Annotated in this window: 22 protein-coding genes; 10 read left to right on the forward strand and 12 right to left on the reverse strand. The window is 64.5% G+C overall.

Going from position 1 to position 24,916, the window contains the following annotated elements; translation table 11 throughout:
- Window positions 1–73: 73 nt before the first annotated feature.
- From ACOYW5_RS19565 to ACOYW5_RS19575, 3 genes are all read left to right on the forward strand, one after another.
- Window positions 74–2,662, forward strand: coding sequence for a heavy metal translocating P-type ATPase (locus ACOYW5_RS19565; RefSeq protein WP_423066557.1), 2,589 nt, complete (start codon window positions 74–76; stop codon window positions 2,660–2,662).
- 496 nt (window positions 2,663–3,158) lie between these two features.
- On the forward strand, window positions 3,159–4,331 hold the full coding sequence (locus tag ACOYW5_RS19570; RefSeq protein ID WP_423066558.1) for an alpha-hydroxy acid oxidase: 1,173 nt from the start codon (window positions 3,159–3,161) through the stop codon (window positions 4,329–4,331).
- A 55-nt stretch (window positions 4,332–4,386) separates the two neighbouring features.
- A complete protein-coding gene (locus tag ACOYW5_RS19575) occupies window positions 4,387–5,550 on the forward strand; it encodes an alpha-hydroxy acid oxidase (protein ID WP_423069507.1) in 1,164 nt (387 codons plus the stop codon).
- A gap of 4 nt (window positions 5,551–5,554) precedes the next feature.
- Here ACOYW5_RS19575 and ACOYW5_RS19580 read toward each other — a convergent pair whose 3' ends face one another.
- Genes ACOYW5_RS19580 through ACOYW5_RS19590 form a run of 3 tightly spaced genes read right to left on the reverse strand, consistent with a single transcriptional unit; the run spans window position 5,555 to window position 7,265 of the window.
- Window positions 5,555–6,352, reverse strand: a complete 798-nt coding sequence (locus ACOYW5_RS19580) for an anti-sigma factor family protein (RefSeq protein WP_423066559.1) — start codon at window positions 6,350–6,352, stop codon at window positions 5,555–5,557.
- Complete coding sequence (locus tag ACOYW5_RS19585; protein ID WP_423066560.1) at window positions 6,349–6,855, reverse strand: sigma-70 family RNA polymerase sigma factor; 507 nt, start codon at window positions 6,853–6,855, stop codon at window positions 6,349–6,351. The genes ACOYW5_RS19580 and ACOYW5_RS19585 overlap by 4 nt, the downstream gene beginning before the upstream one ends.
- A 17-nt stretch (window positions 6,856–6,872) precedes the next feature.
- Window positions 6,873–7,265 (reverse strand): hypothetical protein, encoded by a 393-nt coding sequence (locus ACOYW5_RS19590; protein WP_423066561.1) that lies wholly within the window; start codon window positions 7,263–7,265, stop codon window positions 6,873–6,875.
- Between the two features lie 214 nt (window positions 7,266–7,479).
- Here ACOYW5_RS19590 and ACOYW5_RS19595 point away from each other — a divergent pair, with 214 nt between their 5' ends.
- Window positions 7,480–8,583: a TRAP transporter substrate-binding protein gene (locus tag ACOYW5_RS19595; RefSeq protein ID WP_423066562.1), complete on the forward strand. Its 1,104-nt coding sequence runs from the start codon at window positions 7,480–7,482 to the stop codon at window positions 8,581–8,583.
- A gap of 105 nt (window positions 8,584–8,688) precedes the next feature.
- Here ACOYW5_RS19595 and ACOYW5_RS19600 read toward each other — a convergent pair whose 3' ends face one another.
- From ACOYW5_RS19600 to ACOYW5_RS19625, 6 genes are all read right to left on the reverse strand, one after another.
- Window positions 8,689–10,179, reverse strand: a complete 1,491-nt coding sequence (locus ACOYW5_RS19600; protein WP_423066563.1) for a TRAP transporter large permease — start codon at window positions 10,177–10,179, stop codon at window positions 8,689–8,691.
- Window positions 10,176–10,781 carry a TRAP transporter small permease subunit gene (locus ACOYW5_RS19605; protein WP_423066564.1) on the reverse strand — a complete coding sequence of 202 codons (606 nt, stop codon included), beginning with the start codon at window positions 10,779–10,781 and terminating at the stop codon, window positions 10,176–10,178. The genes ACOYW5_RS19600 and ACOYW5_RS19605 overlap by 4 nt, the downstream gene beginning before the upstream one ends.
- A 276-nt stretch (window positions 10,782–11,057) precedes the next feature.
- A complete protein-coding gene (locus ACOYW5_RS19610) occupies window positions 11,058–13,067 on the reverse strand; it encodes an aldo/keto reductase (protein WP_423066565.1) in 2,010 nt (669 codons plus the stop codon).
- A 70-nt stretch (window positions 13,068–13,137) separates the two neighbouring features.
- Window positions 13,138–14,010: a carbohydrate ABC transporter permease gene (locus ACOYW5_RS19615; protein ID WP_423066566.1), complete on the reverse strand. Its 873-nt coding sequence runs from the start codon at window positions 14,008–14,010 to the stop codon at window positions 13,138–13,140.
- A complete protein-coding gene (locus tag ACOYW5_RS19620) occupies window positions 14,007–14,891 on the reverse strand; it encodes a carbohydrate ABC transporter permease (RefSeq protein WP_423066567.1) in 885 nt (294 codons plus the stop codon). Before ACOYW5_RS19620 ends, ACOYW5_RS19615 begins: the two co-directional genes overlap by 4 nt.
- A 110-nt stretch (window positions 14,892–15,001) precedes the next feature.
- Window positions 15,002–16,282 carry an ABC transporter substrate-binding protein gene (locus tag ACOYW5_RS19625; RefSeq protein ID WP_423066568.1) on the reverse strand — a complete coding sequence of 427 codons (1,281 nt, stop codon included), beginning with the start codon at window positions 16,280–16,282 and terminating at the stop codon, window positions 15,002–15,004.
- An 85-nt stretch (window positions 16,283–16,367) separates the two neighbouring features.
- Here ACOYW5_RS19625 and ACOYW5_RS19630 point away from each other — a divergent pair, with 85 nt between their 5' ends.
- The 3 genes from ACOYW5_RS19630 to ACOYW5_RS19640 all read left to right on the forward strand — a co-directional run bounded on the left by ACOYW5_RS19630 (window position 16,368) and on the right by ACOYW5_RS19640 (window position 19,360).
- Window positions 16,368–17,282: a helix-turn-helix domain-containing protein gene (locus ACOYW5_RS19630; RefSeq protein ID WP_423066569.1), complete on the forward strand. Its 915-nt coding sequence runs from the start codon at window positions 16,368–16,370 to the stop codon at window positions 17,280–17,282.
- A 123-nt stretch (window positions 17,283–17,405) separates the two neighbouring features.
- Entirely contained in the window at window positions 17,406–18,401 is a 996-nt protein-coding gene (locus ACOYW5_RS19635) for a carbohydrate kinase family protein (protein WP_423066570.1), read from the forward strand.
- Between the two features lie 74 nt (window positions 18,402–18,475).
- The gene (locus ACOYW5_RS19640) at window positions 18,476–19,360 is read left to right on the forward strand and encodes a c-type cytochrome (protein WP_423066571.1); all 885 of its coding nucleotides are present in this window, start codon (window positions 18,476–18,478) and stop codon (window positions 19,358–19,360) included.
- Here ACOYW5_RS19640 and ACOYW5_RS19645 read toward each other — a convergent pair whose 3' ends face one another.
- Window positions 19,361–20,950 (reverse strand): L-aspartate oxidase, encoded by a 1,590-nt coding sequence (locus ACOYW5_RS19645; RefSeq protein ID WP_423066572.1) that lies wholly within the window; start codon window positions 20,948–20,950, stop codon window positions 19,361–19,363.
- A gap of 117 nt (window positions 20,951–21,067) precedes the next feature.
- A complete protein-coding gene (locus tag ACOYW5_RS19650) occupies window positions 21,068–21,439 on the reverse strand; it encodes a YegP family protein (RefSeq protein ID WP_423066573.1) in 372 nt (123 codons plus the stop codon).
- Between the two features lie 208 nt (window positions 21,440–21,647).
- Here ACOYW5_RS19650 and ACOYW5_RS19655 point away from each other — a divergent pair, with 208 nt between their 5' ends.
- Window positions 21,648–22,442: a hypothetical protein gene (locus ACOYW5_RS19655; RefSeq protein WP_423066574.1), complete on the forward strand. Its 795-nt coding sequence runs from the start codon at window positions 21,648–21,650 to the stop codon at window positions 22,440–22,442.
- Window positions 22,443–22,473: 31 nt separating this feature from the next.
- Here the strand turns inward: ACOYW5_RS19655 and nadA are convergent, their stop codons facing one another.
- Window positions 22,474–23,529 (reverse strand): quinolinate synthase NadA, encoded by a 1,056-nt coding sequence (gene nadA / locus ACOYW5_RS19660; protein WP_423069508.1) that lies wholly within the window; start codon window positions 23,527–23,529, stop codon window positions 22,474–22,476.
- Window positions 23,530–23,670: 141 nt separating this feature from the next.
- Between nadA and eda the strand changes: the two genes are divergently transcribed.
- Together eda and ACOYW5_RS19670 are read left to right on the forward strand one after the other, a co-directional pair.
- Window positions 23,671–24,306 (forward strand): bifunctional 4-hydroxy-2-oxoglutarate aldolase/2-dehydro-3-deoxy-phosphogluconate aldolase, encoded by a 636-nt coding sequence (gene eda, locus ACOYW5_RS19665; protein ID WP_423069509.1) that lies wholly within the window; start codon window positions 23,671–23,673, stop codon window positions 24,304–24,306.
- Between the two features lie 181 nt (window positions 24,307–24,487).
- Entirely contained in the window at window positions 24,488–24,856 is a 369-nt protein-coding gene (locus tag ACOYW5_RS19670; RefSeq protein ID WP_423066575.1) for a winged helix-turn-helix domain-containing protein, read from the forward strand.
- The last annotated feature ends 60 nt before the right edge of the window (window positions 24,857–24,916 follow it).

Raw genomic sequence — 24,916 nt, forward strand, 5'->3', positions numbered from 1 at the left:
TATCTGAACAATGGGCTTGACCTTACCATGATGGGAAGGTGCAGAACAAGGGTCGATAAGGTAGGACCGGCACATGGACACGCACGCTCATCACAATCACTCGCATGGCGCCCCCGCGAACGCGGTGACCCGCGACCCGGTCTGCGGCATGACCGTCGACATGGCGAAGACGTCGCATCGCACGACCCATGAAGGGCGCGAGATCGGGTTCTGCTCGGCTGGCTGCAAGACGAAGTTCGAGGCGGAACCGGAGAAGTACCTGAAGGCAACCGATCCCGTCTGCGGCATGCAGGTGGATCGGGTGACTGCCCGGCACATGCTCAAGCATGAGGGCACGCGCTACTATTTCTGCAGCGAGGGGTGCCTGAAGAGCTTTGAGGCCGATCCGGCAAAGTATCTCAACGTCACGCCGTTCGTGTTGCCGGGAATGACCGAGGGCAGTGTTGCCCCCTCCGGCCAGCCTGCGGCCGACGGGCACGATCATGCCCACCATCATCACCACCATGGACATGATTACGGCGGGCCGCCGGTTGATCCGGCAACGGTGCCCAAGGGCACCAAGTGGACCTGCCCGATGCACCCCGAGATCGTCAGGGATGGGCCGGGGGATTGTCCAATTTGCGGGATGGCGCTCGAGCCGATGGTGGCATCGCTCGACGACGGGCCGAACCCGGAGCTCATCGATTTCACCCGGCGGCTGTGGGTGAGTGCGGCGCTGTCGATCCCGATCCTGGTGCTCGCGATGGGCGGGATGGTCGGGATTCCGGTGCGCGAGTGGCTTGGCGAGGAGGTTTCGGGCTGGCTCGAGCTGATCCTTGCGACGCCGGTGGTGGTATGGGCGGCGTGGCCGTTCTTCCGGCGCTTCTGGAACTCGCTGGTCAACCGCTCGCCCAACATGTGGACGCTGATCGGGCTGGGCGTCGGCGCGGCCTATCTGTTCTCGGTGGTGGCGGTGCTGTTCCCCGGGATTTTCCCGATGAGCATGACCCATATGTCGGGCAAGCCGCCGGTCTATTTCGAGGCGGCCGCGGTGATCGTGGCCCTGGTCTTCGTCGGGCAGGTACTGGAACTCAGGGCTCGCGATGCGACCGGCAAGGCGATCCGGGCGCTGCTGAACCTGGCGCCGAAGACGGCGCGCAAGGTGTCGAACGGCAAGGATATCGAGGTGCCGATCGAGGATGTGCGGGCGGGCGACTGGCTGCGCGTTCGGCCGGGCGAAGCCGTGCCGGTCGACGGGGAGGTGCTGGAAGGCCAGTCGTTCGTCGATGAATCGATGCTGACGGGCGAGCCCGTGCCGGTCGAGAAGCTGAAGGGCGAGGCGGTGACAGGTGGCACGCTAAATGGCGAAGGTAGCTTCGTCATGCAGGCGACGCGGGTGGGCAGCGAGACGCGGCTCAGCCAGATCGTCGAACTGGTCGGGAAGGCACAGCGCAGCCGTGCGCCGATCCAGGCGCTGGCCGACCAGGTAGCGAACTGGTTCGTACCGCTGGTCGTGGTGATCGCGATCGTCGCGTTCGGCGCGTGGATGATCTGGGGGCCGGGGCTGGCCGAGGCGATCGTCGCGGCGATCTCCGTGCTGATCATCGCCTGCCCATGTGCACTCGGGCTGGCGACGCCGATTTCGATCATGGTCGCCACAGGGCGTGGGGCGCATGCCGGAGTGCTGGTGAAGGACGCCAAGGCGCTCGAGGGTTTTGCCCGCATCGATACGCTCATCGTCGACAAGACTGGTACGCTCACCGAGGGCAAGCCGACGCTCGACCAGGTAATCCCGGTGAAGGGCGTCGACGAGGGATTTGTGCTCGCCGTCGCAGCGGCGCTCGAAAAGCACTCGGAGCATCCGATCGCGCATGCCGTCGTGGTGGGTGCCGAAAAACGCGGCGCGCGGGTCTACGAGGCGGAAAGCTTCACCTCGCTGACCGGGCGCGGCATCAAGGGCAATGTCGGCGGCAAGCTGGCGCTGATGGGCAATGTCCGCCTGTTCAAGGACCAGGGCATCGCGGTCGATGACAAACTTGTGGCGCTGGTCGAGCAGCAGGCCGCATCGGGCAAGACCGCGATACTCGTGGCGCATGATGGCACTGCGATCGGTGTCGTGACCGTGGCCGATCCGATCAAGGATGGGGCGAAGGAAGCCATCGCGGCGCTACGAGCGGATGGTGTTTCGGTAGTGATGGCGACCGGCGATGCCAAGGGCACGGCCGAGGCCGTCGGGCGCGAGTTCGGCCTGAGCGACGTCAAGGCTGGCATGACGCCCGAGGACAAGCATACGCTGATCGAGGAGCTGAAGGCGGCGGGCAAGTCCGTGGCGTTCGCCGGCGATGGCGTGAATGACGCACCCGCACTGGCGGCGGCGGATGTCGGCGTGGCCATGGGCACGGGCGCGGATGTGGCGATCGAGAGCGCCGGGATTACGCTGCTCAAGGGCGAGTTGTCGGGCATCGTCAAGGCGCGCAGGCTAAGCAAGGCAACGCTAAACAATATCAAGCTCAACCTGCTGTTCGCGTTTGGCTACAATGCGCTGGGGATCCCGATCGCGGCGGGCGTGCTCTATCCGCTCACTGGGTGGCTGCTGTCGCCGATGATCGCGGCGGCGGCGATGGCGCTGAGTTCGGTGAGCGTGATTGCCAATGCGCTGCGGCTGAATGGGGTGAGGTTGTAAACCCCACGAAGCCCGGGGATACACTGGACCTCAGACCACCCGCCATGCCGGGGGACAGCGTGCGCGATGAGATTCTTATCCCCGCACTCTCCGTCCGCCCTTATCCTGCTCCCCGTCCAACCACGGGCGGGCGCTCGCGACGAACGATTGGTGGTGGGATATCGGAAGTCACGGCAGTCGTGCCGTGGCGGGTTTGTGGGACCGACAACCAACCACCCATCCAGGCTCCGACACAGCAATGTGGACGAGAGGAGCGGTGGGGGCATGCTCCTTGGATCCCCCAGGTCTGACTCATTTCCGATCGAGACCGGCGCGGCGACGGCCGTTTCATTTGCGGACTAACCGCGTGGCCGAAAACCGCGCCGGTCCCCCGCCATCAATAACCCGGAGCCGAACGGCTGCCGGGCGTGACGTTGCGCGCGCAATCACCTTCGTCGCATTGACCACTGACATGTCAGCGGCCTAGAAAGCGGCCAACTGCAGTTCCGGGGCGGAAATGGCCAATCTCGACAAGTATCTGACCATCGAAGATCTGATGAAGGCCGCCAGGCGCCGCGTGCCGAAGATGTTCTTCGACTATGCCGATTCCGGCGCTTACACCGAGAGCACCTATCGCGAGAACACGACGGATTTCGAGAAGATCAAGCTGCGCCAGCGCGTGGCGGTGAACCTCGAAAACCGGAACCTTGCGACGACGATGATGGGCCAGCCCGTCTCGATGCCGGTGGCGATCGCCCCGGTCGGCTCGACCGGCATGCAGAGCGCGAACGGCGAGATCAAGGCGGCTCGGGCAGCCGAGGCCTTCGGCATTCCCTTCACGCTGTCCACCATGAGCATCTGCTCGATCGAGCAGGTTGCCGAGGGGACGACCCAGCCATTCTGGTTCCAGCTTTACGTGATGCGCGACCGCGCCTTCATTGAGCGCCTGATCGATCGCGCCAAGGCGGCCAAGTGCTCGGTGCTGGTGCTGACGATGGACCTGCAGATCCTCGGCCAGCGCCACAAGGACATCCGCAACGGCCTCAAGGCGCCGCCGCCGATCACCCCGAAATTCCTGCTCGAGCTGGCGACCAAGCCGGCATGGGCGTTCGGGATGCTGCAATCCAAGAGCTACACCTTCGGCAACATCGCCGGGCATGTTTCGGAGGCAGTCGATCTCTCCTCGCTGAGCAAGTGGACGGCCACCCAGTTCGACCTCACGCTCAACTGGAAGGACATCGCCTGGATCAAGAAGCGCTTCGGCGGCCCCGTGGTGGTTAAGGGCATTCTCGATCCCGAGGATGCGCGGCTCGCGGTCGAGCACGGTGCGGACGGCATTATCGTTTCCAACCATGGCGGCCGGCAGCTGGACGGTGCTCCGTCCTCGATCCGGGTGCTGCCCGAGATCGTCGATGCGGTCGGTGACAAGACCGAAGTGCTGATGGATTCGGGCATCCGCTCGGGCCAGGACGTGCTGAAGGCACTGGCGCTCGGTGCCAAGGGCACGTTCGTCGGCCGCGCCATGAACTACGGCCTCGGTGCCGGCGGCGAGGCTGGGGTGACCCGCGCGCTGCAGATCATCAACAAGGAAATGGATACGACCATGGCCTTGATGGGCGAGCGCGATATCCACCATATTGGCCCACACAACATCTATTCGAACGAACTGCTGAAGCGGCAGGGGTACTAGGATAGGAGCAACGCCTCTGCCGTCAGCCCTCGAGGAGGAGGGGGAGATGGGCGGATTGAGTGCAGCACTGACGATCGATGACCTAAAGCGGCAAGCTCGCAGTCGTGTGCCGCGCATGTTCTTCGACTATGCGGATTCCGGTTCGTGGACGGAGCAAACATACCGCGAGAACGAGAGCGATTTCGCGCGAATCCGCTTCCGTCAGCGCGTGGCGGTCGATCTCGAAAACCGCAGCCTCGCCAGTACAATGGTCGGTCAGCCGGTCGCGATGCCCGTTGCGATCGCCCCGGCCGCCATCGGCGGCTTGCAGATTGCCGACGGTGAGATCAAGGCGGCGCGAGCCGCCGAGAAGTTCGGTATCCCCTACATCCTCTCGATGATGAGTATCTGTTCGATCGAGGACGTGGCCGAGGCAAGCCGCAAGCCGTTCTGGTTCCAGATCTATACTCTGCGCGACAAGGCGTTCATGGAACGGCTCGTCGACCGGGCCAAGGCGGCCAGCTGCTCTGCCCTGATCCTGACCATGGACCTGCAGATTCTGGGGCAGCGCCATGCCGATATCCGCAACAACATGAAGGCGCCGCCCAAGATTACGCCACGCTTCCTCGCCGAGGTCATGCGCAAGCCGCGCTGGGCCCTTGGTATGCTGGGCGCGAAACGCCGCACCTTCGCGAATCTCGTGGGCCACGCGACGGGGGTCAGCGATTTGAGTTCGCTTTCCACATGGATCGCGGAACAGTTCGACCTGCGCGTCACCTGGGACGAGGTCCGCTGGCTGCGCCGGCGGTTCGATGGGCCGCTGATCGTCAAGGGGATCCTCGACGTGGATGACGCCCGGCGTGCGATCGAGGCCGGCGCCGACGCTGTGGTCGTGTCCAATCACGGCGGGCGGCAGCTGGATGGCGCGCCGTCCACGATCCGGGTGCTGCCGGAGATCGTCGATGCCGTCGGCGGCAAGACGGAGGTGCTCATCGATGGTGGCATCCGATCCGGCCAGGATGTGCTGAAGGCGCTCGCGCTGGGCGCCAAGGGGACGCTGATCGGTCGGCCGATGCTCTATGGGCTCGGGGCAGGGGGCGAGGCGGGCGTCACGCGGGCACTGCAGATCATCAACAAGGAGATGGATGTGACCATGGCCCTGATGGGCGAGCGTGACGCCAAAAATGTCGGCGCACACAACATCTATTCGAACGAGCTGCTGAAGCGGCAAGGGTACTGAGACGTCATGCTGCGCCGTCGGGCCGCCAGGTCAACTGCTGGTAAACCTTGCGCGCCACCGCCTTCATCTGATCCTCGGGCAGGTCGCCGACCACCGTGCAGGTGATCTTGTCGTTGCCCCAGTAGAACGCATCGAGATTGTCGCGGGTGGTGAACTCGCGGTCCTTCTGGCCGCCGGGCAGGGCTGACGTGATGAACACGGTGACGCGCTCCCTCGCGGCGTTCTCGTACATCAACTGAGCGGCCGGGCCGGTCTCGTCCTCGTAGCCGGGCAGCAGGCGGCCGCCGATGAGGGTGAAGCCGTCCTCGGCGAGATCGGGCGGGTTGATCGGGCGTTCGACGCGGTTGGAGAGCCAGGAGACCATGTGGTCGAGGTCGGTCGCGGCGGCGACCTCCACGGCGTGGCGGTTCTCCTTGACGTAGAGGGCGTGGGCCGAGACGGCCAAGGCGATCAGCTCTTCGCGCTCGTTCGGACCGATGAAGTTGCGGCCGGCCCAGCCGATCGCGCCACCGAGGGCCAGCAGCACCAGCGCGGCGGCGGCCATCTGCGGCCAGCGCGTGCGCACAACGGGCCGCGAGCGGGCGATGAGGTGCGGATCGAGGCGCGACGGCACGGTTTCGCCGGCCACCGGATCGAACAGGGCTTCGAGCGCCTCGTTCTGGCGCTGCCAATTGGCAACCTCGGCGGCCTTGTCGGGGCGCTCGGCGAGCCAAGCTTCGACTTCGGCGGCACGCTCGGGCGTCAGCTGGCCATCGATATAGGCGTGGAGATCGGTCTCGGAGATGGGTGCGAGGTTGATCATTTGATTGACCTCAATCTCGGCTCCTCGCCAGAGCCGGTCAATGTGCGCAGCGCAAGGCGCGCGCGGCTCAGGCGGGACATCAGGGTGCCGTCGGGAATGCCGAGGATACCGGCGGCGTCGCGGTAGCTCAGGCCCTCGAGAACGACGAGCAGCAGCGCTTCGCGCTGGTCGTCGGGCAGCCGGTCAATGGCGCGCGACATCTCGGAGAGGGCAATGCGGCCCGGCTGGGCCGGGGCAACAGAGGGTTCGGCAATCAGGCTGTCGATGGGGATCTGGTCTCCACGGCGGCGCTCGAAGCGAAGGTCGTTGCGCCAGATGTTGAGCAGGATGCGGAACAGCCACGCCTGCACCGGGCCGCTGGGGGCGAAGAGGTTGCGCTTGCGGATGGCCCGTTCGAGACAATCCTGGACGAGGTCGTCGGCGCGATCGGGGTTGCGGGTCAATGCCCGTGCGTAGCGGCGAAGGGCCGGCACACTCGCTTCGATCTCGTCCAGGAAGTCCATGTAGGTGCGGCGTTCTCTTACTGCTCGACCGCAGTATGCCAGACGCCGCCGACACCGTCGCCCTTGGTCTCGCCGGGCGCCACGTCTTCGATCCAGAGATAGAGCGGCCAACCCTTGTAGGCCCACATCCTGGTGCCGTCGGTGCGATCGACGAGAGTGAAGTCGCCCTCGGCTGCCGCATCCGCAGCGGCGAGCAACGGTGGCCAGTTCACGGCGCATTTGTCGTAGCAGTTGGTGACGCCGGGCGCGTCCTTGTCGAAGGTATAGAGGGTCATGCCCTTGGCGTCGGTCAGCACTTCCTTGCCGCCGATCTCGGCCGTCTTGATGGCACCACCGACGTAATCCTCGGCGAAGGCACTGCTGGCCAGCAGGGCGAGTGCGGCGATGCCGAACACGGATGCGAGCTTCATGGTTCGTCCTCCATTGCATGGGCGCCGGCGTTGGTCCGGCGGCAAAGAGATCAACACCGGCGTTGCGGCCTTATTCCATTGTGGACGCGAACAATTTTGGAAGTTGATGGAAGAGATCGGCCTCGTGGATGGACAGGCGGGCCCCGGCCTGTTCATCTAGCGCCCTAAGGCCGGACTACGGCCCGGCCAAAAAGCCACTCGGAGGACCCATCGTATGAAGAGACGTGACTTCTTCAAGTCGGCCAGCGCTGTCGCTGCCGGCACCGCTGCCGCTACGGCCCTTGCTGCCCCGGCGATCGCGCAGTCGACCCCCAAGGTCAGCTGGCGCCTCGCTTCCTCGTTCCCGCCGGGCCTTGATACGATCTATGGCGGCGGCGAAACGCTCGCGAGGTACGTGTCCGAAGCCACCGATGGTAATTTCACCATCGATGTGTTCGGCGCCGGCGAAATCGTGCCGCCGTTCGAGGTGGTGGATGCGGTGCAGGCAGGCACGGTCGAGGCCGCGCATACTGTCGGCTACTATTTTTCGGGCAAGGACGTCGCCTGGGCGGCGCTCTCGGCCATCCCGTTCTCGCTCAATGCCCGCGGCATGAGCGCCTGGTACTACCACGGCGGCGGACTCGAGCTGTCGAACGAGTTCTTCGCCAGCTACGGCATCACCGGCTTTCCGTGCGGCAACACCGCCGCGCAGATGGGCGGCTGGTTCCGCAAGGAGATCAACTCGGTCGCGGACCTGCAGGGCCTGAAGATGCGCGTCGGGTTTGCCGGCGCGATTCTCACTAAGCTCGGCGTCATCCCCACGCCGATGCCGGGTGGCGAAATTTACAACGCACTCGAGAAGGGCACGATCGACGCGGCGGAGTGGGTTGGCCCCTATGACGACGAAAAGCTCGGCTTCCAGAAGGTCGCGCCGTATTACTACTATCCCGGCTGGTGGGAAGGCGGTCCGACCGTCCACGCCCTGTTCAACCAAGCCAAGTTCAACGAGCTGCCGGCTTCGTACCAGTCGCTGCTGAAGACGGCCTGCCAGGCGACCAGCAACGATATGCTGGCCAAGTACGACTACGTGAACACGTCGGCGATCAAGAAGCTGGTGGCCGCCGGGGCCCAGCTGCGGCCGTTCAGCGGCGAGATCATGGAAGCGAGCTTTCAGGCGGCCGAAGCGACCTATGCCGAGTTCGAAGTGTCGAGCCCGAACTTCAAGAAGATCTGGGAGTCGCTGAAGGCTTTCCGCAAGGACCACTACCTGTGGAACCAGATCGCCGAGCTCAACTTCGATGCATTCCAGCAGGCCAAACAGCGCGCCAACGAGCTGTGAGGCTGTGCAGATCGAATGAGAGGGGCCCGGTTCGCCGGGCCCTTTTCGCTTTCCCACCACTGGGATGGCGGCTGGTGGGGTCGCGAGAGCAGTCCGGCCATTACCTCAGTTGAAGCTCGGTGGCGGTGGAGCTTCAAAAGCAGGAGCCGGTGGAGCACCGAAACTCGGCGGCGGTGGCGCTTCGAAGGTGGGCGGCACCGCGTTGGGCGAGGCCTGCGAGGGCAGCACGATCTCGACCGTGTCGAGGTCGACCTCGGGCGCCTTGTCGAGGAAGAAGGTGACGAGCTCGGGGAAGGCGATCAGCGCGCCGACGAGGATCAGTTGCAGCGCCAGCCATGGGATCGCGCCGAGGTAGATGTCGCGGGTCTTCACCTTGTCGCGGGGCACGATGCCGCGCAGGTAGAACAGGGCGAAGCCGAAGGGCGGGTGCATGAAGCTGGTCTGCATGTTGGCGCAGATCATGACGCCGAGCCAGACGAGGTCGATACCGAGCGCGTTCGCCGTCGGGATCAGGAGCGGCAGGACGATGAAGGCGATCTCGAAGAAATCGAGGAAGAACGCCAGGACGAAGATGAAGACGTTGACGAAGATCAGGAAGCCGACCACGCCACCCGGGAGGTGCGAGAGCAGGTCCTCGATCCAATGCCCGCCGCCAACGCCCTGGAAGACAAGGCTGAAGACGCGGGCGCCGAGGAGGATGAACACCACCATGGCGGTGAGCCGCATTGTCGAGGTCATGCCCTCCCACATCAGGCTCCAGCTCAGGCGGCGGTTGAACCAGGCGAGGACGATGGCGCCGACGACGCCCATGGCGCCGGCTTCGGTGGGGGTGACGAGGCCGAGGAGGATGGTGCCGAGGACGACGAAGATCAGCGCGAGGCTCGGGACCATGCCGCGGATGATCTTGGACCAGAGCGGCCAGCCGCGTAGGGTCCGGGCTTCGGGCGGCAGGGCCGGGACGTGGCTGGGCCGGAAGATCGAAAGGATGAAGACCCAGCCCATGAACAGCAGGACCTGGAGGATCGAGGCGCCGGTCGCACCGATATACATCTCGCCAGGGGACCGCTGCAGCTGATCGGCAAGAACGATCAGCACCAATGACGGCGGGATCAACTGGGTGATGGTGCCCGAGGCGGCGATGACGCCGGTGGCGTGGCGTACATTGTAGCCGTAGCGCATCATCACCGGCAGCGAGATCAGGCCCATGGCGATTACTGAAGCGGCGACGGTTCCGGTGATGGCGCCGAGGATGGCGCCGACGATGATCACGGCATAGCTCAACCCGCCGCGCACGCCGCCGAAGAGCTGGCCAAAGCCTTCGAGCAGGTCCTCGGCGAGGCCGGATTTCTCGAGGATGACGCCCATGAAGGTGAAGAACGGGATGGCGAGCAGCAGCTCGTTCGAGAGGACGCCATAGAGCTGGTAGGTGAGGTTGCCGAGAAAGCTCGGCTCGATCAACCCGAGCTCGATGGCGACGAGGCCCGAGAAGAGGCCGATCGCGGCGAGCGAGAAGGCCGCGGGGTAGCCGATGACAAGGAACAGCACGAGGCCGCCGAACATGATCGGGGCCATGTTGTCCCGGATGAAGTCCATCATTGCAGCGGCTTCTCGTAGGCGAATTCGCGGTGGTAGTTGGTGGTGAGCGCCGCGATGCATTTGATGATCTCGGCGATGCCCTGCAGCATCAAGACGCCGAAGCCGAGCGGCAGCATCAGGCGGACTGGCCAACGCGGCAGGCCGCCGGCGGCATTGGACATGATGTTCTGCGTCCAGGCCTGCATGAACCAGGGCCAGGTGAACCAGATCAACAGGATGCAGAGCGGCAGCAGGAAGAACAGCCCGCCGAGCAGGTCGATCCAGGTGCGGGCGCGTTCGGAGATGGCGCCATAGAGCAGGTCGACGCGGACGTGCTCGTTCACCTTCAGCGTCCAGGCACCGCCCAGCATCACCATGCCGCCGAAGGCGTACCAGACCGATTCGGAGAAGACGTTCGAGTACTGCGTGTAAAACGACACGAGCCCGCCGAAGACACCGCCGCCATAGCTGCGCTCGAGGGAAATCATGCCGCTGATCGAGTAGCGGAAGATGGCGTTGAAGGCGCTGATGAGGGAAGAGATCAACACCAGCCAGACGGCGACAAGGCCGACGCGACGGCTGATTTCGTCGATGATGCGCGTGATGCGCAAGGCAAACTGCATACGAGGGTGGCCTCCCGAACCGGACGTTGCCGGTCTAATGGGAAGCTGCATCGTGGGCGGGTTGGCGTCAACCGGAATGGCGCGGTGGGGGTGGGTTGTGAAGGGGAGACTGGGGCTGCGGGATTGCCGTGGGCAGACGGCCCCCTCCCGGCCTCCCCCCCTAAAGGGGGAGGTGAAGAGTCGAGCTTTGGTCTTCGATCGTGCCAGGTGAACCGGCAGGGCACCTCCCCCTTTGTGGGGGAGGATGGGAGGGGGGCCGTCTGCCGGCTTATGTCCTTACGCCTCCAGCCACTTCACCTGTTCGGGTGTCAGCTTGATGTCGAAGGCGTTCATGCTGTCGTCCAGTTCGGCGAGGCGGCGCGGGCCGATGAGCGGGACGGACGGGAAGTCCTGGGCCAGCACATAGGCGAGGGCGACGTGGATGGGGTTCTTGCCAAGCTTCTGCGCAAGTTCCACGGCACGGTCGCGGCGGGAAAAGTTGCGGTCGTTGTACCAGACGCGGACCATCTCTTCGTTGTCGCGCTTGTCGCGGCCGGCGAGGTCGGTGAAGAAACCGCGGGCCTGGCTCGACCAGGAGAAGTTCGGGATCTGGCGGGCCTTCAGCCAGCCCTTCCACTCGTCGGTCGAAGAGGTGACGCAGCCGGCCCAGATCGGGTCCAGCATTTCGGCGAGCGCGAAGTTGTTGCTGAGGGCGCCCGGACGTTGCTTCCCGTGCTTGTCGGCATAGGCGATGGCCTCGTCGAAGCGCTCCCGGGTCCAGTTCGAACCACCAAACGGCCCGCGAATGCGGCCCTTCTTTACTTCGGCATCCATGGCGTCGACGAACTCGCCGACGGGGACATCGAGATTGTCGCGGTGCATGAAGTAGACATCGACATAGTCGGTCTGGAGCCGGTCGAGCGACTGGGTCAGCTGCTTCGAAATCACGTCCGGATAGACCAGCGGGCTGTGCGCGCCCTTGCCGATCACCACAGCCTGCTCACGCACGCCGCGCGACTTCTGCCACTCGCCAAACAGCTTCTCGGTGTAGCCGCCGGCATAGATGAAAGCGGTGTCGAAGACATTGCCGCCGCGCTCGAAGAAGGCATCGAGGAGAATGGCGCCCGAAGCGAAGGTGCGGAAATCCTCAAAGCCCAGCGCCACGGCCGATGCCGGCTTCTGCACGCCCGGGATGGTGCGCTTGGGGATCACGGTGCCGCCGGATTTCAGCGGTCGGCCAGCGAGCGTGGTGACGCGCTTCACTGACTTTTCGACGGAGTATTCGATGCCGGCGTCGGAGCGCCACTTGTCGAGCACGCGGGCATTGCCGAGGCTGTCGGCCCAGGTCATGCCGGGGGCGGAGAATTCCTGCCTGCCGGCGAGGATGGCTTCGGCGACGGCGTCGGCCTCGAACGAGTAGAGGTGGCGTTGCTTCCCGACGCTGACGGTCTCGCGGGAACCGTCCTTGCGGATGATGTCGATCTTGCCCTCGCCGCCGGCGCGGTCGCCGTTGGCGAACCAGAAGGCCGGCACTTCGATCGTGCCTTCCGAGCCGATGATGCGGCCGACATTTTCGAGGTTGGCCATGATGGCGCAGCTCACCTGCGCGGTGATGCCGTTCTCGAACAGTAGCACGGCGGCGGCGAGGTTGTCGGTACCTTCGGCGTTGAGGGTGGCGGAGCCCACGACCTTGATCGGATCGAGGAAGGGCTTGCCCGCGGCAGCGCCGGCGACGAAGCGGGCGAACGAGACCGGGTAGCCGCCGACATCGAGGATGCCGCCGCCGGCGAGATCGGAGGCGAACAGCCGATGCTCGGGGATGAAGCGTCCCATCTGGAAGCCGAAGCTGGCCGTGATGAAGCGGACTTCGCCGATGGCGCCCGAGTTGATCAGTTCCCACAGCTTCTGCGTCTGCGGGTGCAGCCGGTACATGAAGGCTTCGCCTGCGAACGTGCCGGCCTTCTTGGCGGCATGAAGGATTGCGTCGACCTCGAAGGCGCTCAGCGCCATCGGCTTTTCGATCAGAACATGCTTGCCGGCCTCGGCGGCCTTGATGGCCCATTCGGCGTGGCCGGTGTGGGGCGTCGCGATGTAGATCGCGTCGACATTGGGATCGGTGAGGATCGCGTCATAGCCATCGAGGATGCGGGCCTCGGGGAAATCGGTCTTGAGGCTTTCCTTCGTCGGATTGCGCGTGGCGATGGCCTCGAGCTTGCCGAGTTTGGAATCAAGCACGCCGCGCCGGAAGTCCTTGGCGATGGCGCCCGGGCCGATGATACCCCAGCGAATGGGGGCCGAGATGGTCATTATACTCTCCTCAGGAAATCGGGCCCCAGCGGCAGCGATTCCCGCCACCGAAGCAATTGGCTGTTGGTCGCTATTTCACCGCGCCCAGCATGCCTTCGACGAAGCGGCGCTGGAGCAGGAAGAAGATGATGAGGGTCGGGAGTGTGGCGAGGATGGTCCCGAACAGGATCATGCCGAAATCGGGCGTGTAGGACGAGGTCAACGCCGAGATGACGAGCGTTGCCGTCTTCTGCTCGGGCTTGTTCAGTACGATCAGCGGCCAGAGGTAGTTGTTCCAGTTAGCCATGAAAACGATGATGATCGCCGCTGCGTAGGTCGAGCGCATGGTGGGCAGGTAGATGTAGAAGAAGATCTGCCACTCGTTGAGGCCGTCGACCCGCGCCGCGTCGCGCAACTCGCCCGGAAACGCCTTCGTCGCCTGGCGGAAGTAGAAAATGATGAAGATCGAGGCGATGCCGGGCAGCACCACTGCCGCGACAGTGCCGACGAGCTTGAACTGTGAGATCATCACGAACAGTGGCACCATGAGCGCCGCGAACGGGATCGAGAGCAGCAGCAGCATGAGGGCGAAGATGCGCTCACGGAACCTGCTCCTGAACATCTCGAAGCCGTAGCCGGCGAGCGATGAGATCGCGAGCGTCAGCACGGTACCTACAAGGGCGATGAAGGCCGAGTTCCAGAACACGCGCGGCGCGTCGACGGTGGCAAAGAAGTTGGCGGCGTTGACGAAGAGCTGGTCACCGAACGTTGCCTTGCCGATGCCGATATCGACCGAGCGGTTGGTGGCGCCGACGACCATCCAGAAGAACGGGAAGATCGAGACGAAAGCCGCGAGGCTCAGCAACAGGTAGGTAACGCCGCGGCCAATGAGATGCGGGAAGTTGAACGAGCGCGTGCGGCGCTCGATCCGGGAGGTGGCGAGGGGGAGAGCTTGATCGGTCATTTGCTGCGGTCCCGTGCAACGATGAACTGCAGGAAGCTCAGGACGGCGACGAGCAGCACGATGACCCAGGAGACGGTGGCGGAGTAACCGAAGCTGGGCATGAACTTGAAGGTCAGGTTGTAGATGTAGAGCGACAGGGTCAGCGTGGAGTCGGATGGCCCGCCCTGGGTGATGTTGTTGACCTCGTCGAAGAGCTGCAGCGTGCCGATGGTCGAGATGATCGTGGTGAACAGGATCACCGGCTTCAGCATGGGCACGGTGATGTACCAGAACCGGTGCCAGCCCGAGGCGCCGTCGATGCGGGCGGCCTCGTAGATCGAGCGGTCGACGTTCTGCAGCGCGGCCAGGTAGAACACCATGTTGTAGCCGGTCCAGCGCCAGGTGATGGCGATGATGATCAGGACCTTGGCCCAGAACGGATCCTGCAGCCAGTGGACCGGCTCCTGGATGATCCACAGTCCCATCAGCATCTTGTTGACGATGCCATCGGTGGCGAACATCGACTTGAACAGGGTCGAGTAGGCGATCAGCGAGGTGACGCAGGGCAGGAAGATCGCGGTGCGGAAAAAGCCGCGGAAGCGGAGCTTCGGATCATTCAGCGCCACTGCCGCCAGCAGCGCCAGGCCGATCATGATCGGTACCTGCACAACGAGGAAGGTCAGTGTGTTGACCAGGGCGCGAATGAAGATCGGGTCCTTGGTCAGGCGGATGATGTTGGCGAAGCCGCCGAAACTGAAGTTCATCCCCTTGCCGACCTGGAAGCTCATCCAGAGCGACCACAGGATCGGATAGAGCATGAAGATGCCGAGCAGCACGAGGGCGGGCGCGATGAACGTCCAGCCGGTGATTTGCTCGGTGCGGCTAAGTCTTTCGTTTGCCATGCCAACTCCCCCGACAGGCGACTACAGAACAGCTACCGGCCGCGCCCCGGCAAGGGGTGCGGCCGCCGGATGGGAGGAGGGGCGGTGCGTGCCGCCCGCCTCCGAACCCGTTACTGCATCTGCTGGCTGGCCTGGTCGTTGATGGCCTTGAGAGCGTCGTCGACGCTGCCGCCCTGGGTGATGGTCGGGAGCTGGGCCACGACCGCCGAGTCAACTTCGGCGGTGAAGATGCCGTAGTCGATGCTCGGAATCTTGGCCTGCCACTCGGAGAAGTTCGCCCACACCGGCTGGCCGCCGAAGAAGTCGTCCGACGCCTTGTAGGCATCGCCCGCCGAGGCCGGCAGCCAGGTGCTGAACGCGCCCTGACCAACGAGGATCTTCTGGTAGAAGTCGACGTCGGTCGCCCAGATCGTCTTGAGGAAGTCGATGGCGGCGTCCTTGCCGGGGCCCGAAGAGAGCACGTACCAGCTCGAGCCGCCTTCGTTCGAGTAGCCCGTGGCGCCATCGACGCCTTCGAGCTTGGGAATGGGAGCGACGCCCCACTTGCCGGCCTGGTCAGGCTGCGACTTGATCGTGCCGGTCATCCAGACGCCGTTGAGCGCAACAGCGGTTTCGCCGGAGGTGAACGCACCCGTGAACTCGGTCCAGCCGGAGACCGGCTTGACGATGTCCGCCTGCCAGATCTTGGCGTAGGTCTCGAGCGCGGCCTTCAGCGGCTTGTTGTCGAGAATGTTGAGGCTGCCGTCGGCGTTGAAGAACCAGGCACCGGCCGACTGCATCATGATGCGGATGAGGCCGCCGCCGTTGAGGTCGAGCGCGATCAGGTTGTGGCCGGTCTTGGCCTTCACGTCCTTGCCGACCTGAATGAACTTGTCCCAGGTCAGGTCCTGGAGGTCGGCGGCCTTGTAACCGGCCTGCTCGAGATAGTCGGCGCGGTAGAAGAGGCCGGTAACGCCCGAGTCGAAGGGCAGCGAGTACGACTTGCCGTCATAGGTCGCGGCCTTCACTTTGTAGGGCGCGAACTGGGTCATATCGATCGAGTCCGAGAGCGGCACGAAGGCGCCAGGGAAGGACTGCAGGTATTTCTGCGCCACGTCGTCCTGGATCAGCACGATATCGGGCAGGCCGGTGGTGTCGCCGGCGAGCAGCTGGGTCTGCAGCTTCTGGCGGATATCCTCCTGCTGCATCGCGTCGTCGATCTTGATGGTCACATCGGGATGCGAGACGGCATAGCGCGACGCGGCTTCCTTCATGGCGGCGCCGTTGAAGTTCGTGTCCCAGGCCCAGACGTTGACATCGACAGCCATGGCGGCCGTCATGGTGAGCATGGAGACGCCGGCGGCTGCGGCAATGGCGAGCGCGTGGCGCCACCGCGATGCGATGGTAGTCATGTAGTCCTCCCTTTTCATTTGGCTCACCTTGGGCAAGCGTGGTTAGAATATGCGACGAAAGTGGTGTGTCGCCGACAAAGGGAACATGGACTTGGCGGAAAGTAAGGTGCGTCCCGTCTATCAGCCGAACCCGACGGGCGTTGAGAGCCACCCGACCAACCTGATGATGTTCCATGCAGCGCCGCTGGTGATGGTGAAGCCGCACTGGCACGCGCAGGTCGAGGTCAACTACATCGTCTCGGGAAGCGTGCACTACCGCATGCATACGCACGAACTGAGCCTCAAGGCCGGGCAGATGGTGCTGTTCTGGGGCGGCCTGCCGCACTTCATGGACGATCTGAGCGACGACGCGGTCTATGCCGGTGGGCACCTGCCGCTGATGCATTTCTTCCGCCTGCGGCTGCCCGAGGACATCCCGCACCGGCTGATGCAAGGTGCGACGCTGCTGACTGACGCCACCGACGCTTCCGACCCCGTGAATTTCGCGCGCTGGAACGAGTATGTGCGCTCCGGCGACCCGGTGAAGGCGCAGCATGCCGTCAATGAGCTGTTGCTGCGGCTTGAGCGGGTCCGGTTCGATCCTTATGAAGTGGTGGGCAATGCGCGACCGCTGGACCAGCAGCAGGACAGCGCGGAGTTGCAGTCCTCCCGCAATGTCGGGCGGATGTGCGATTTCATCGCCGAGAACTTCCTCAACGACATCGACTCGGTGGATATCGCGGCGGCGGCGGACCTGCACCCCAAATACGCCATGAGCATTTTCAAGCGCTCGACCGGCATGACGCTCAACGAATATGTGAGCCTCCTCCGCCTCAGCTATGCGCAGGCGCTGCTGCTGCGCGAGGATGCTAACGTGCTGCGGGTGGCGATGGAATCGGGCTTCGGCTCGCTCAGCGCCTTCAACAAATCGTTCCGCAAGATCGCCGGCATGTCGCCCTCCGACTTCCGCCGCGATGCGCGCGACATGCCAGTGCTCTCGTCGGACGCGCTGGCGTCCTAGTCATCTGGCTTGAACTCCCGCGTACCGGCATTGTAACCAAGCGCGAGTAGATGGGTGGTCGCGCTTTCGAACCGGAAAAGTCTGCAACTTTTCCTGAAAGCGCTCTAATGCGGGGGATGATTGGTGTTCGTAGTGGGTGGCGAGAGCCTGATCGATCTCATTTCGGAGCCGGTCGGGGCGGATGGCACCATCAAGCTCGTCGCGCATCAAGGCGGCTCGCCCTACAACTGCGCCATCGCGCTATCGAAGCTCGGCAACGAGACCGGGTTCCTGTGCCCGATCAGTTCGGACGGACTGGGCACCTATCTGCTCGGGCCGCTGGCCGAGGCGGGGGTGAAGCCGCTGCTCCGGGATCGGGTCGATGCCTACACGACACTGGCGGTGGTGACGTTCGACGCCAAGAAGAGCGCGCGATACGGCTTCTACCGCAACGCCGACCGCGCTTTCACGCGCGAGGGGATGATCGCGGCGCTGCCCGACAGGCTCGAGGTGTTCCAGGTCGGCGGGTTCTGCCCGATCGAGCCGGAAGACGCCGCGGTGTGGATGGACGTGGCCAAAGAGGCGGCGCGGCGCGGGGCGACGCTGTCGATGGACCCCAACGTGCGGCCGTCGCTGGTGCCGGACTTTGCCGGCTACAAGGCGCGGCTCAGTGCGTTCCTCGATATCGTCAACCTGGTGAAGGTGTCGATCGAGGATCTCGGGGCGCTGGAGCGCAACAAGGCGGTCAAGGCCGAGGATTTCAGCGAGGCCGAGATCGACTCGCTGGTCGAGAAGTATGTCGAGGATTTCCTGTCCCGCCCGAACATGGGGCTGGTTGTCGTGACTTTCGGTGAGCAGGGCAGCCGCGCCTTCACTAAGGCAGGCTCGGCCGTGGCCGAGCTCTATCCGGCGGTGCCGTTCGGCGACACCGTCGGGGCTGGCGATAGCTTGATGGCGGGCATACTGACCATTCTCAACGAGCGGGGCGTCTTGAATCGCGACGGGCTGCGGGGGCTGGATGGCGCGGCGCTGCGCGAGGTTCTGCGCTTCGGCGCGGTGGTGGCGGGGCTCAATTGCCGGCATTTCGGTTGCGTGCCGCCGACACGCGCCGAGGTCGACGCCGTGCTTGCGACCGCCTAGGTGCTCACAGGCTCGTCAGTTGCTGGGCTACCGGCCCTCTGCTCAACTCCGGCCGACCAATGGGAGAGCGTCGCATGCGGTTCTGGGCCTGGCTGCTGGTGGTCGTGGTGCTCGCCGTTGGGGTGGGCGCGGCGATCTATTTCCTCCGGCCGGTGACTGGCCCTGCCCGCGACCTGACGCTCGTTGGCGATGTCACGCGCGGGCAGTACCTGATCCGGCTCGGCGACTGCATCACTTGCCATACGGACAAGAAGAACGGTGTTGCAGAACTGGGCGGCGGGCCGGCGCTGGCCACGCAGTTCGGCACCTTCTACGCGCCAAACATCACCTCGGACCCGACCGTCGGCATCGGCAGCTGGACGATCGAGCAGTTCGCGAAAGCCATGAGTGACGGCGAGGGGCCGCAGGGGCACCTCTATCCGGTGTTCCCGTATCAGCACTATACGCTGATGAGCGACCAGGACATTGCCGACCTCTATGCGGCGCTGCAGGAAGTGCCGCCAGTTACGACGCCGGCAAAGCCGCATGAGCTGTCATTCCCATTCAACATCCGGCTGGTTCTGGCAGGGTGGAAGAACCTGTTCTTCGCGCCCCGCCGCTACGAAGCCGACGCATCGCACTCGGAACAATGGAACCGCGGGCGCTACCTCGTCGAAGGTGCAGGGCACTGCGTCATGTGCCACTCGCCGCGCAACCTTCTGGGCGCGATCGAGACGGGCAAGGAACTCAGCGGCAACCCGGCAGGTGGCGTAGGCGGCAAGGCGCCATCGCTGCTGGCGGAAAAGTTGACCGAGCGTGGCTACGACGTCACGTCGCTGGCCAGCGCTCTGAGCGATGGGTTCACACCGGATTTCGACGTACTCGGCAGCGCCATGGGCGAAGTGATCACCGACGGAACGTCGCATTGGACAGATGCGGACCGCGAGGCGGTGGCGAGCTACCTGCTCGGCGTGGAGTAGTCACGCCCCGGCGCGGATCGTCAATGCCTGGTCCAGCGTCATCTCGGTGTGGTGGGCCCAGTCGGGCCTTGGCTCCGGGAAATCGGTACGGAAGTGGCCGCCGCGGCTTTCCTCGCGCTGCAGGGCTCCGGCGGCGACGAGAGTGGCCGAGGTGGTCATGTTGAGGAACGAGCGCGTGACGCCCTGCGCCGTCTTTTCGAGTTCGGCGATCGAGCGAAGCGCGGTGCGGAGATCGGCGGCGTTGCGTTCGACGCCGACGAGATCGGTCATCACCCGACGCAGTTCCTGTACGGCCTGCAGGTTGCGGAGACGCTCCTCGACGGCTTCGCCCTCGGCTTCGTTCCACTCGATGCCGGCGAAGGGGGCGAGCGGAGCGCGCAGTGGCTCGAGACCGGAGATGTCGGCGGCGATGCGGGCGCCGTAGACTACTGCTTCAAGCAGGGAGTTCGAGGCCAGTCGGTTGGCGCCGTGGAGACCGGTCGATGAGCATTCACCGGCGGCCCAGAGGCCGGGGAGTGAGGTGCGGCCGCGCTCGTCCACTTTCACCCCGCCCATGTGGTAGTGCGCTGCGGGGGTCACCGGGATGAGCTGGGTGACCGGGTCGATGCCGAAATCGGCGCAGTATTTGGCGACCGTCGGGAAGGCAGTGAGGATGCGGGCGCCGATGGCCTCGCGCGTATCGAGATAGACCTTCCGGCCGGCCTTGATCTGCCGGTAGTTGGCGCGGGCGACGATGTCGCGCGGGGCCAGTTCGGCGTCCTTGTGCACGGCGAGCATGAAGCGCTCACCCAGGTCGTTGACGAGGGTGGCGCCTTCGCCGCGCAGGGCCTCGGTGGCGAGCGGGGCCGGGTCTGCGCCGGTGGCAATGGCGGTGGGGTGGAACTGCACGAATTCGGGGTCGGCGATCAGCGCGCCGGCCCGCGCAGCCATGCCCATGGCGTGGCCGCGAACGCCGGGTGGATTGGTGGTGACGGCGTAGAGGCCGCCGAGTCCGCCGGCCGCCAGCACGGTGGCGCGGGCGCGGACGAGGATAGGCTCGCCAAAGCGATCACCGAGTTTTCGGGCGTAGACGCCGATGATGCGGCCATCGGCGCGGGCGAGATCGACGACTGTCAGGCCCTCGACTACGCGGATCGAGGGCGTCTTGCGCACCTGGGCGATCATGGCCTGCATGATGGCGTAGCCGGCACGGTCGCCTTCGACGCGGACGACGCGGTTGCGCGAATGTGCGGCTTCCTTCGAAAGAACATAGTGGCCGAGCTCGTCGCGGTCGAAGGGGGTGCCCCAGCGGGCGAGGTCCTCGATGCGGGCCGCGGCCTCCGCCGTCACCGACTCCGCCTCATCCGGGTCGACGATACCGGCACCGGCAATCTCGGTATCGACGGCGTGGGCGTGGGAACTGTCGCCTTCACCCACTGCGGCGGCGACGCCGCCCTGGGCCCAGGCCGAGGATGCGCCGGCGCCGAGCGGCTTGGGCGAGATGACCGTGACCGGGCGCGGCGCGAGTTTCAGCGCACAGAATAGGCCGGCAAGGCCCGCGCCGACGATAAGGGCACCGTCGGCGTTGAGCACGTTGTCAGTGAAAGTCATGGCCCCTCCCTGGAGCATTTCACCAAGCGGTGCAACGCTCCAAGTACTCGATTTGCCGCGCCTTCGAAGCGGAAAAGTCTGCAACTTTTCCTGAAAGCGCTTCTGGAGGCTCTTCTATCAGGCCTCGTCGACGATCGGCGTTGCCGCCGCGCGCTTCTTAAGCGATTCGATGGCGTTCTTGGCGCTCGACTTCGACTTGTAGGTTTCGGTCCGCACCATGGTCTCGTTATTGGAGGCAACGAAGCGCACGAAATGCTGGCCATCTTTGGACGCCGCAATTTCGAAGCGATAGCCCTTGCCGCCGTCTTCGCCCTTGCTGGTGTCTACCACGGCCGCGCCCGGGGCGTTTTTCTTCAGCGAGGCGATGGCGTTCTTGGCGCTGTCCTTGCCGGCGTAGTTCTCGGACCAGAAGATGGTTTCGGCGTTGTAGACGAACTTGGCAACAAACTGTCCGCCCTTGGCGGAAGTGATCTTGAAGCTGTGAGGCACGACGCTTGACCCCTCGGTTGCGGGCGGGTGGAAAGTAGCGGCCCGTAACGGCAAGGTTAGCGCGACTGGGGGGCGGTGCAATACACATTGTCGCCTATGCACTTGATTGGCCTTATCTTGTTGATCCGGTCACATTTGTCCCAATGGGATGACTACGTAGACTCTACTGCGTACATGCCACTAAGCTCGCTCCATAGCGGGGGCGTCGGTGGCAAAGCTTGCACTGGCAGTGGAAGAGGAGAGGCAACTCGGTCCGGACCGGGTGAGCTTCCGCATTACCTCGCGCGCCGGGCAGGTCGCCCAGCGTGCCTTTGGCGAGACGATCATCGTCTATCAGCGCGCCGGGAACCTGGTGTTGTTCATGGGAAGTGGACGGGCTCTGGTGCTTGAGCACGCGGCAGCGGGCTTCAATCGGCTGACACTCAGCGACTACAGGGCCTTTGCGGTGCCGGTTCCGAGCGATGCGGAGGGTGAGGTGCGCGATCCCGGCGTACGGCGCAACCTGTCGCTCGAGGACGCGCGGTTCGAGGAAATCCTACACCTGGCGACTGCTGCCGATATCGGCGCGCAGGCGCTAGCCGAGGCAAACGCGGTGTTCGCCGTCGACAGGCAGAACGCGATCGACGCCTACCTCAAAGTCCACGACCGGGTGTTGCTGCGCTGGAAATACAGGTGCGTGTTCACGGGGGCACAGTTCGAGCCTAGCGAAACGCGGCCGCATCCTGACTTGCGGGTCGTCGCTCTTCGGCCGCGCGAACTGGGCGGGCAACTGCACGTGCGCAACTACCTGCCGATGGTGGCCGAGGCGGAACACGCCTGGACGCACGGGCACATGGCGCTGGGCCCTAGTCTCGGCTTCCTGGTCTCGGAGCGACTGATCGATCCGGAGTTTCGGGAGCGACTGTTGCCATCGGGGAAGCTGAGCCTCGCCGAGGAGCCATCATTCTGGCCCGATAGCGAGGCAGTCGCCTATCACCGGGCCAACATATTCGATCGGGACTAGGCCAACACCACCGACGGCCGGTGGAGGTGGATCAGTCCCTCTTCTTCGAGAAATCGATCATTCGCTGCACGGCGGCGCGGGCCGGGGCCATGAGCTCGGGGGCCACCGTTACTTCCTCGGTCATGGTATGGAGCGACCACAGGATGTTCTCGAGGTTGATGCGCTTCATGTGCGGGCAGATGTTGCAACCGCGGAGGAAATCGACGCCGGTGGTCTCCGACGCGACGTTGTCCGACATCGAGCACTCGGTGACCATCACCACGCGCGGCGGCTTGGTTGATTTGACGTAGTCGATCATCGCGGCGGTCGAACCAGCGAAATCGACGGCGTCGATGACCTCGGGCGGGCACTCGGGATGGGCGATGATCTTGGCCGTCGGATAAGCGTGGCGGAGTTCGGCGATGTCGTCGGCGGTAAAGGTCTCGTGCACCTCGCAGGAGCCGGCCCAGGTGATGATCTTCTTGCCGGTCTTTTTGGCCGTGTTCCGCGCCAGATACTGGTCGGGGATCATGATCACGGTGTCACCCTTGATGCCGTTGACGATGTCGGCAGCGTTGGACGAGGTGCAGCAGATATCGGTGACCGCTTTCACGGCGGCCGAGGTGTTCACGTAGGTCACCACCGGCACGCCCGGATACTGGGCGCGCATGGCGATGACGTCCTCCGGCGTGATCGAACTCGCCAGCGAACAGCCGGCGCGGCTGTCGGGGATCAGCACGGTCTTCTTGGGGTTGAGGAGCTTGCTCGTCTCGGCCATGAAGTGCACGCCGCACTGGACGATCACCGACTGTTTGACCTTGGTCGCCTCGATGGCGAGCTGCAGGCTGTCGCCGACGATATCGGCGACGCCGTGATAGATCTGCGGCGCCTGGTAGTTATGCGCCAGGATGACCGCATCCTTCTGCTTTTTCAGCCGGTTGATCTGCAGGATCAGCGGGGCATAGAAGGGCCATTCGATTTCGGGGATGCGATCCCTGAGCTTGTCGTAGGTGCGCGCCGTAACGCGCTCGACGGCCTTGGTGTATTTGAGGTCGAAGCTGTCCGCGAGGATGGCGCGAGCCTCCTCCAGCGGGGTGAGTGCGTTGATCTGCTGCACTGCGTCGTCCCTCCAAGAACCCGGGAGACTTAAGGGCGAACGGGCGCTATTTCAATGTGATCATTTGGCTTGATCGCGACGTTGCAAGTGCCTAACGCTCTCGCCGACATCAAGCTCCACACGAGGATCACCATGCCGCAGGATGCCGCCGCCCTTCGCCAGACGCTCTCGCTGGCACCAGTGATCCCGGTGATCGTGCATGACGACGTGTCGACAGCGCGTGCCCTCGCCGAAGCCCTGGTCGCAGGCGGTTTGCCGGTCCTCGAGGTGACGCTGCGGACGCCGCATGCACTACAGGTGATCGAGGAGATGGCCAAGGTGCCGGGCGCCGTGGTCGGCTCGGGCACGGTGCGCTCGCCGCTGCAGATGGGGCATTCGGTCGATGCCGGATGCCAGTTCATGGTGTCGCCGGGTGCGTCGCCGCGTCTGCTCGAGGCCGCCGAGGAGCACAAGATCCCGCTGCTGCCGGGCATCGGTACCCCGACCGAGGCGATGACGGCGTCGGAGCATGGCTACTCGTTCCTGAAGTTCTTCCCGGCCGAGGCGCTGGGCGGGGTCAAGGTGCTGAAAGCCTACGCGTCGCCGTTGGCCGACATCACCTTCTGTCCCACGGGCGGTATCGACATGGTCAAGGCTAGGGAATACCTGGCGCTGCCCAATGTGATCTGCGTTGGCGGTTCGTGGATCATGCCGGCCGATGCGATCGCTGCGAAGGACTGGAAGCGAATCGAGATGCTGGCACGGGAAGCGGCGGGGCTCAGGGGCTAGGCGATCTGTTCGAGCGGAGAGATGGGTCCCCGGGTCGAGCCCGGGGATGACGGTCTTCTTTTCTTGCGACAGTCCAGACCGCCTCCTCGTCCATCCTCACCAATCCTCTCAGTCGTCATCAGCGGGCTTGACCCGTGGACCCGTGCGATGTGCAAGTAGCGCACCAGGCGGAAGTGGCAACATGGCGAAAGAACTGAAACTCGGCCTCTCCCATCTCCGCATCACCCTGAGCGAGACGTTCTACATCGGGCCCGGCCGTGCCGACCTTTTGGAGTTCATTGCCGAGACCGGCTCGATCTCCGAGGCGGCCAAGCGCATGGGGATGTCGTACAAGCGGGCTTGGGGGCTGGTGCAGGCGCTCAACGAGGGGTTTGGCGCGCCGCTGGTCGAAGCCTCGCGCGGCGGCAATGCGCAGGGTGCGAGCCTTACCGAGGCCGGTCGCGAAGTGCTGGAGCGCTATCGCGGCATGCAGGAGGCGACGCGTCGCGCCATTGCGCGGGATGTCGAAGCACTGGCCCGGCTTCATGCCGATATACCTGAACGAAAATAACGCTTGCTGTCGGTATGAGCCTTTGCCACAACCTCGATATACCCGCGTGGATATATCGAG

The organism is Devosia sp. CN2-171, assembly GCF_049354815.1.
Lineage (GTDB): Bacteria > Pseudomonadota > Alphaproteobacteria > Rhizobiales > Devosiaceae > Devosia_A.

What these genes read in the sequence shown, in the direction of transcription:
- ACOYW5_RS19645 (WP_423066572.1), bottom strand. Translation starts at nt 20,950, where the DNA reads ATGACTTTCACTGACAACGTGCTCAACGCCGACGGTGCCCTTATCGTC.
- ACOYW5_RS19585 (WP_423066560.1), bottom strand. Translation starts at nt 6,855, where the DNA reads ATGGACTTCCTGGACGAGATCGAAGCGAGTGTGCCGGCCCTTCGCCGC.
- ACOYW5_RS19580 (WP_423066559.1), bottom strand. Translation starts at nt 6,352, where the DNA reads ATGATCAACCTCGCACCCATCTCCGAGACCGATCTCCACGCCTATATC.
- ACOYW5_RS19605 (WP_423066564.1), bottom strand. Translation starts at nt 10,781, where the DNA reads ATGCAGTTTGCCTTGCGCATCACGCGCATCATCGACGAAATCAGCCGT.
- ACOYW5_RS19640 (WP_423066571.1), top strand. Translation starts at nt 18,476, where the DNA reads ATGCGGTTCTGGGCCTGGCTGCTGGTGGTCGTGGTGCTCGCCGTTGGG.
- ACOYW5_RS19625 (WP_423066568.1), bottom strand. Translation starts at nt 16,282, where the DNA reads ATGACTACCATCGCATCGCGGTGGCGCCACGCGCTCGCCATTGCCGCA.
- ACOYW5_RS19570 (WP_423066558.1), top strand. Translation starts at nt 3,159, where the DNA reads ATGGCCAATCTCGACAAGTATCTGACCATCGAAGATCTGATGAAGGCC.
- ACOYW5_RS19565 (WP_423066557.1), top strand. Translation starts at nt 74, where the DNA reads ATGGACACGCACGCTCATCACAATCACTCGCATGGCGCCCCCGCGAAC.
- ACOYW5_RS19670 (WP_423066575.1), top strand. Translation starts at nt 24,488, where the DNA reads ATGGCGAAAGAACTGAAACTCGGCCTCTCCCATCTCCGCATCACCCTG.
- eda (WP_423069509.1), top strand. Translation starts at nt 23,671, where the DNA reads ATGCCGCAGGATGCCGCCGCCCTTCGCCAGACGCTCTCGCTGGCACCA.
- ACOYW5_RS19615 (WP_423066566.1), bottom strand. Translation starts at nt 14,010, where the DNA reads ATGACCGATCAAGCTCTCCCCCTCGCCACCTCCCGGATCGAGCGCCGC.
- ACOYW5_RS19590 (WP_423066561.1), bottom strand. Translation starts at nt 7,265, where the DNA reads ATGAAGCTCGCATCCGTGTTCGGCATCGCCGCACTCGCCCTGCTGGCC.
- ACOYW5_RS19630 (WP_423066569.1), top strand. Translation starts at nt 16,368, where the DNA reads ATGGACTTGGCGGAAAGTAAGGTGCGTCCCGTCTATCAGCCGAACCCG.
- ACOYW5_RS19610 (WP_423066565.1), bottom strand. Translation starts at nt 13,067, where the DNA reads ATGACCATCTCGGCCCCCATTCGCTGGGGTATCATCGGCCCGGGCGCC.
- ACOYW5_RS19600 (WP_423066563.1), bottom strand. Translation starts at nt 10,179, where the DNA reads ATGATGGACTTCATCCGGGACAACATGGCCCCGATCATGTTCGGCGGC.
- ACOYW5_RS19595 (WP_423066562.1), top strand. Translation starts at nt 7,480, where the DNA reads ATGAAGAGACGTGACTTCTTCAAGTCGGCCAGCGCTGTCGCTGCCGGC.
- ACOYW5_RS19620 (WP_423066567.1), bottom strand. Translation starts at nt 14,891, where the DNA reads ATGGCAAACGAAAGACTTAGCCGCACCGAGCAAATCACCGGCTGGACG.